We start from the raw sequence: 5,494 nt of genomic DNA on the forward strand, positions 1-5,494 counted from the left end.
ATGTTGATCTTACTTCGTTCAGTTACGTATTGCTAAGGTTAAAACGGAGGAGTTAGTTGGATGATCCAGCACCTCGCGTCGCCCACCGGATTGCAGCCGTGGACGGCGCCTGGATTGACGACGACGACGGCGCCCTGCTCCACCACCTCCGCATGCGCCCCGTTGACATAGGTGCTGCGGCCGCCCGTGATGACGCCGATGGAATGCGTTTCGTGCCAGTGCCGCCCGTAATTCAGGCCGCGCCCGTCGGCCACGCAACGCGCTTCGATGAACGGCAAGGCGGGGTCGCGCCAGAAGGTCTGGCGCGCGATGTGTCGGTCGGGTCGGGCCATGGGTCGCGCTCAGGAAGAATGACATCCCATTCTATCAGTCCGACGCGCAGCGTGGCCCCGATTCAGCCGCGCCAGGCCAGCGCAAACGCGGCCGCGCGCGCCGCCAGGGCATCCGGGGCCGCACCCGGCGCAAACAGCTGGCCGCCGATCCCCGCCCCCGTCGCCCCTGCCGCCCTCCACGTGGGGATCTGTTCCGGGCGTCACGCCGCCCACGGGCCACAGCGGCGTCCCGGCGGGCAGCACGGATGTCATCGCCCTCAGGCCCGCGGGTCCGATCGACTCGGCCGGGAACAGTTTCAGCGCATGCGCCCGCGTCCAGCGCGGCGAAGGCCTCGGTCGGCGTCGCGACACCGGGCGCGCACAGCATGCCAGCCGCGCGCGCATGCGCGATCACGGCCGGATTGCAGTTCGGCGCGACGAACAGGCGGCCGCCCGCGTGCGCGACGGCGTCGACGTCGGCCACGCTCAGCATCGTGCCGCCGCCGACGATGGCGTCGGGCGGCGCCATGTCGACGAGGATGCGGATCGCGGCCAGCGCGCCCGGCCGGTTCAGCGGCACCTCGAGCAGGCGCCAGCCGGCATCGAACAGCACGTGGCCGACGGTGGCGGCGTCCTTGGGGTCGAGGCCGCGCAGGATGGCGACGAGAGGCAGGTCGGGGAGATTCATGAGGGTATCCGGTCCAGGAAGCGCGCGAGCGCGGCGCAATACACGCGGTCCGGATCGAGTCCGGCGAGCGTCACGCCGAAATGGCCGGCCGCGCGCGCATAGCGGGCCTGCAGGTTCGGCGATCCGATGCAGGTGAGCGGCGCGGCGCGCCCGGCCGCGACGAATTCCGCGCCGACGAGCAGGCCGCTCACGAACGACCGCGCCTGCGCGCCGGGCATGGCGCCCGTGACGACGCGGGCCCGCACGCCGAACAGCGCGTTCGACAGCGGCGCGCCGCGGCGGGCCTCATCCAGGCCGGCGCCGAAGGCCGCGTCGTCGTCCGCGCCCGCCATCAGCGGCGCCAGCGTGCCATGCGCGGACAGCGTCGCGAACAGCTCGCCCGTCATGAACGTGACGATGCGGCGCACGACGCCGTCTTCGACGAGCACCCATTTGCTGTGCGTGCCGGGCAGGACGAACCAGCCGTCGCGCCGGCCCAGCGCCACGGCGCCCAGCAGCTGGGTTTCCTCGCCCCGCATCACGTCGACGTGCGCGCCGCGCTGGGCGTAGCCGGGAACGATCAGGCAGGACCGCCCGGCGCGCGGATCGTCGATGCGGACGAGGCGGTCCGGCAACGCTTCCAGCGGCACGCCGATGTCGAGGTAAGGGATGTCGCGCCAGCCCTGGGCGCTGCCCACCATGCCGGAGGCGACGACGGGGACGTCGGCGCCGACATCCATGGCCGCCAGCAGCCGTGCAAACGAACCGGCAAAGTCGGGCCGCGCTGCCAGCATGCCCTGGTCGTCGGCCCGTTCGGCCAGGCGGCTGCCTGCCGCATCGACGAGATAGGCGCGGCGGTTGCTCGTGCCCCAGTCGATGCCGAGCAGGCGGCGGCTTGAAGTCGGCGCGCAGGTATTCATGGCGCCATGCTACCCGTTACGCGCCGCGCCGGGCCATCGCGTGTGCGCGCCCTGCTATCCCGATTTGATATACGTGACGCGCGCCGTCGGCTTGGGGCGTGTGGCCGACTCGCGCAGCGCGCCCAGCATCGCTTCCGCCGCCGGCGACAGCTGGTGGTGGCGCCGGGTGATGATGCCGTAGACGTCCATGCGCAGGTTCAGCTCGTACGGCAGCACGGCCAGCAAGCCGTTGTCCAGGTACGGCTTGACGAGTTCCACCGACATCGGCGCCACCATGTCGCTGCCGAGCAGCAGGGTCGTGACGACCGGGAGCTCGGCCGTCGACACCGTCTCCGCCGGCTGCTCCAGCCCCTGTGTGAGGAACAGCGCCGCGATCCGGTCGCGCACCATGCTGCCGGCCGGCGGCACGATGCACGCCTGGCGCGCCAGGTCGGCCAGGTCGAGGCCGCGCGCGCCCAGCAGCGGGTGGCCGGCACGCACGATCAGACAGTGCGGCTCGTCGGTGATCGGCTCGAAATGGAATTCGTCGGCGATGGCGCCGTCGACCACGCGGCCGATCACGATGTCCAGGTCGCCCGCGCGCAGGTGCTCGACCAGTCTGCTTGCTGCTGTTGACTTCGATCGACACGTTCAGGCGCGCATGCCGCGTCTTGAGCAGGGTGACGGCGGCGGGCACCAGCGTCGTCGACGGCGTCAGGATGGCGCCGACCGCGACCCGGCCGCGCAGGCCGGACATCAGTTCCATCACTTCCTGGTAGGCGGCGTCCATCTCCGCCAGCGAGGCGCCGGCGCGGCGGATCAGCACCTTGCCGTACCACGTCGGTTCGACGCCGCGCGGCAGGCGCTCGAACAGCGTCACGCCCAGCGCGTGTTCCAGCTCGCCGAGGAGCTTCGACGCGGCCGGCTGGGTCAGGTTCGCGGCCTGGGCGGCCTGCATGATCGACCCGTGCCGGCCCAGTTCGACGAGCAGGACGAGGTGGCGCGTCTTGAGGTAGGCGCGGACGAAGCGGTCGGAACGGGGATCGGACATGGCGGTGCGGCGTGGGCCTCGTAAGTTTCCGTAATGATAGTTGCCCATCCGTCCAGGGTCAAACAACATCGGCGCCGCCCCCCGTGCGACAGATGAATCCGCCCATCACGCAGCACCAACTTCGGGAGGCAACCCATGGCCGGCCAGTGGAGCGACGATTTATTGCTTGGCGTTGTCGAGGATGCGAAGAAGGCGAACCAGGACATCGCCGACGCCGTCGACGGGCTCGAGGACGCGCCGAAGCAACGCGTGCTGCAAGCGGTGCTGAAAGGCCGCGGCGAGATCGAAGATGCCGCGCGCGACGAGTTCGCGACGTGGAACGAATTGCTGAAGCAGCGCGCCGACGACAGCGAGAAGGTCCGCTCGGCCGACTGGAAGAAGCCGCTCGGTTTCGCCATCGTGTACTACGCCAGCGGCACGCTGGTCGTGCTGTGGTGGCTGGCCTTCGCGGTCGTCTATCCGATCAACGCCCTGTTTTTCACCAGCTTCGGACTGCCCTGGCGCACGCTGCTCGCGGCCGGCGGCTGGCCGCTGGTGGCCGGCATCGCGGCCGTGATCGGCGCCGTCCACGCCATCTGGATCTGGTTTTCGTCCCGCCATGACGCCAACGTCAAGAAAGAGCAGGACAGTTTGCGCGGCACCCTCGACATCGCCGGGACCCAGGCCCGGATCGACGCCATCAAGCTCAAGTTGCGGCAGCGCGGCGTCGACGCGGCGGCGCACGTCTGGCGCAAGGTCATCAACGAGCGGCTCCGTCCCGTCTACCGGACGGAGCACGGTTTTGTCACTGACTCCACGCTGGAGGCGGCCATCCAGCGCAGCCAGATGGTTCGCACGCCCGCCTACGCCAACCTGATGTTCATGCTGGACAACCTCACCGGCGGGGCCATCGGCGTGGCCGGCCCGCGGGGCGCGGGCAAGTCCACCCTGCTGCAGTGGGTCTGCGACGACCGCCAGACCCGGCTGGGAAACCGCGACGTCCTGACCGTGCTGACCGCCGCGCCGGTCGATTACCAGACGCGGGATTTCCTGCTGCATCTGTTCGCCTCGCTGTGCCACCGCACCATCGAACGCCTGGCGCCCGGCTACGAGCGCACCGACTGGAAACGGCATGTGGCGCCGGCGGCCGCCTCGGGGGCCGAGGTCTGGCGCGCCTTGTTCACCGGGGCATTGACGGCCTTGCTCGCCGGCGCGATCGTCTGGAGCATCGGCGTCGCCTGGGCCATCGGACGCGCCTACGGGCCGGCCGCCGTACCGGCCGCGACGCCCGTCGCAGCGGCGGCAGCGGCCGGCGCCGCCCCGCCCCGGCAATCATCGGTCGCCGCGGAGCTGGGCCTGACGCCCGCCAGCCTGCTGGGCGCATCGCTCGCGCTGCTGTGCGGCGGCGGGGTGGCGCTGGTGGCGGTGACGATCCGGGCGCACCGGACCATGCCCGCCCGCGCCCCGGCCGCGAACCCGTCTCCCGCCGAGGACGCGCCACGCAGGTTCGAGCTGCCCTGGCGCCCGCTGCTGCGCTGGCATGCCTCGATCCGCCGGGCGTTGACGCCGCAGGCCGACGCGTTGCCGCCGTCGGACATCGTGCAGGAAGCATTGAACTGGCTGCAGGAGATCAAGTTCCAGCAGAGCTATACGCTGGGCTGGACCGGCGCGCTGAAGATGCCGCTGGGCGTCGAAGGCTCGCTCACGCAGGCCCGCTCGCTCGCGCAGCAGCAACTCACCCTGCCTGAACTGGTCGACGCCTACAAACGGTTCCTCGCCAAGGTCGCCGCGCGCGACACCGTCGTGATCGGCATCGATGAACTCGACAAGATCGAATCGGACGAGAAAGCGCAGCGCTTCCTCAACGACATCAAGGTCGTGTTCGGCGTCTACAACGTGTTCTTCCTCGTGTCCGTCTCCGAAAACGCGATGAGCCAGTTCGAGCGCCGCGGACTCCCGTTCCGCGATGCCTTCGACTCCGCGTTCGACGACGTGGTCATCGTGGACCATCTGCGGTTCACCCAATCGCGGCGCCTGCTGGAGGAGCGCATCGTGGCGCTGCCGGTCCAGTTCCAGGCCCTGTGCCACGTCATGTCGGCCGGACTGGCGCGCGAGCTCGTCCGGACCTTGCGGGACCTGGTGCGGGCCGCCAAGGACGCGGGCGGCAGTGCGCCCGTCGCACTGGGCGACGTGGCCAGGCGGCTGGTCGAGGCGGAGATCGGCGCCAAGGTCGCGGCGTTCCGCACGGTGGCGGAGCGGTTGCCGCCGTCCCCCGACCGCTCGGCCTTGCTGCTGCAGGTGCACCGCATCGCCAGCGTCCCGCCCACGGCCGCGGCGTTGTACGACAGCCACCGCGCGCTGCTGCCGCCACCGCCCGCGCCCGCGCGACGGCGCTGGTTCCGCGCGGCGCCGGCGCCCGCGCCCCAGCCGGCGCAGGACGCCACCGTGCTGGCCCTGAACGAGGAGCTCGCGACCTACCTTCAGTTCCTCGCCGCCGTCGTGTGCATCTTTACGTCGCGCCTGGACGAGGCGGCGACGCGGCAAGCCGACGACCAGGTGCTGGATCATCCAACTAACTCCTCCGTTT

General features: G+C 70.7%; 4 protein-coding genes and 2 pseudogenes. 1 reads left to right on the forward strand and 5 read right to left on the reverse strand.

Annotation, left to right across the window (positions count from 1 at the left end; genetic code table 11):
- Positions 1-38: 38 nt before the first annotated feature.
- From ACWNCF_RS04160 to ACWNCF_RS04180, 5 genes and pseudogenes are all read right to left on the reverse strand, one after another.
- Positions 39-332: an AraC family ligand binding domain-containing protein gene (locus ACWNCF_RS04160; protein WP_449406131.1), complete on the reverse strand. Its 294-nt coding sequence runs from the start codon at positions 330-332 to the stop codon at positions 39-41.
- A gap of 62 nt (positions 333-394) precedes the next feature.
- A pseudogene (locus tag ACWNCF_RS04165) lies at positions 395-999 on the reverse strand (2-dehydro-3-deoxy-6-phosphogalactonate aldolase).
- Complete coding sequence (locus tag ACWNCF_RS04170; protein WP_449406132.1) at positions 996-1,898, reverse strand: 2-dehydro-3-deoxygalactonokinase; 903 nt, start codon at positions 1,896-1,898, stop codon at positions 996-998. The pseudogene ACWNCF_RS04165 and the gene ACWNCF_RS04170 overlap by 4 nt, the downstream one beginning before the upstream one ends.
- A 54-nt stretch (positions 1,899-1,952) precedes the next feature.
- On the reverse strand, positions 1,953-2,459 hold the full coding sequence (locus tag ACWNCF_RS04175; RefSeq protein WP_449406133.1) for a LysR substrate-binding domain-containing protein: 507 nt from the start codon (positions 2,457-2,459) through the stop codon (positions 1,953-1,955).
- Between the two features lie 307 nt (positions 2,460-2,766).
- A pseudogene (locus ACWNCF_RS04180) lies at positions 2,767-2,997 on the reverse strand (LysR family transcriptional regulator); the annotation flags it as partial.
- A gap of 66 nt (positions 2,998-3,063) precedes the next feature.
- Between ACWNCF_RS04180 and ACWNCF_RS04185 the strand changes: the two are divergent.
- The coding region (locus tag ACWNCF_RS04185; RefSeq protein WP_449406134.1) for a P-loop NTPase fold protein at positions 3,064-5,494 on the forward strand (2,431 nt) is incomplete at its 3' end.

This window comes from Massilia phosphatilytica, assembly GCF_977014125.1.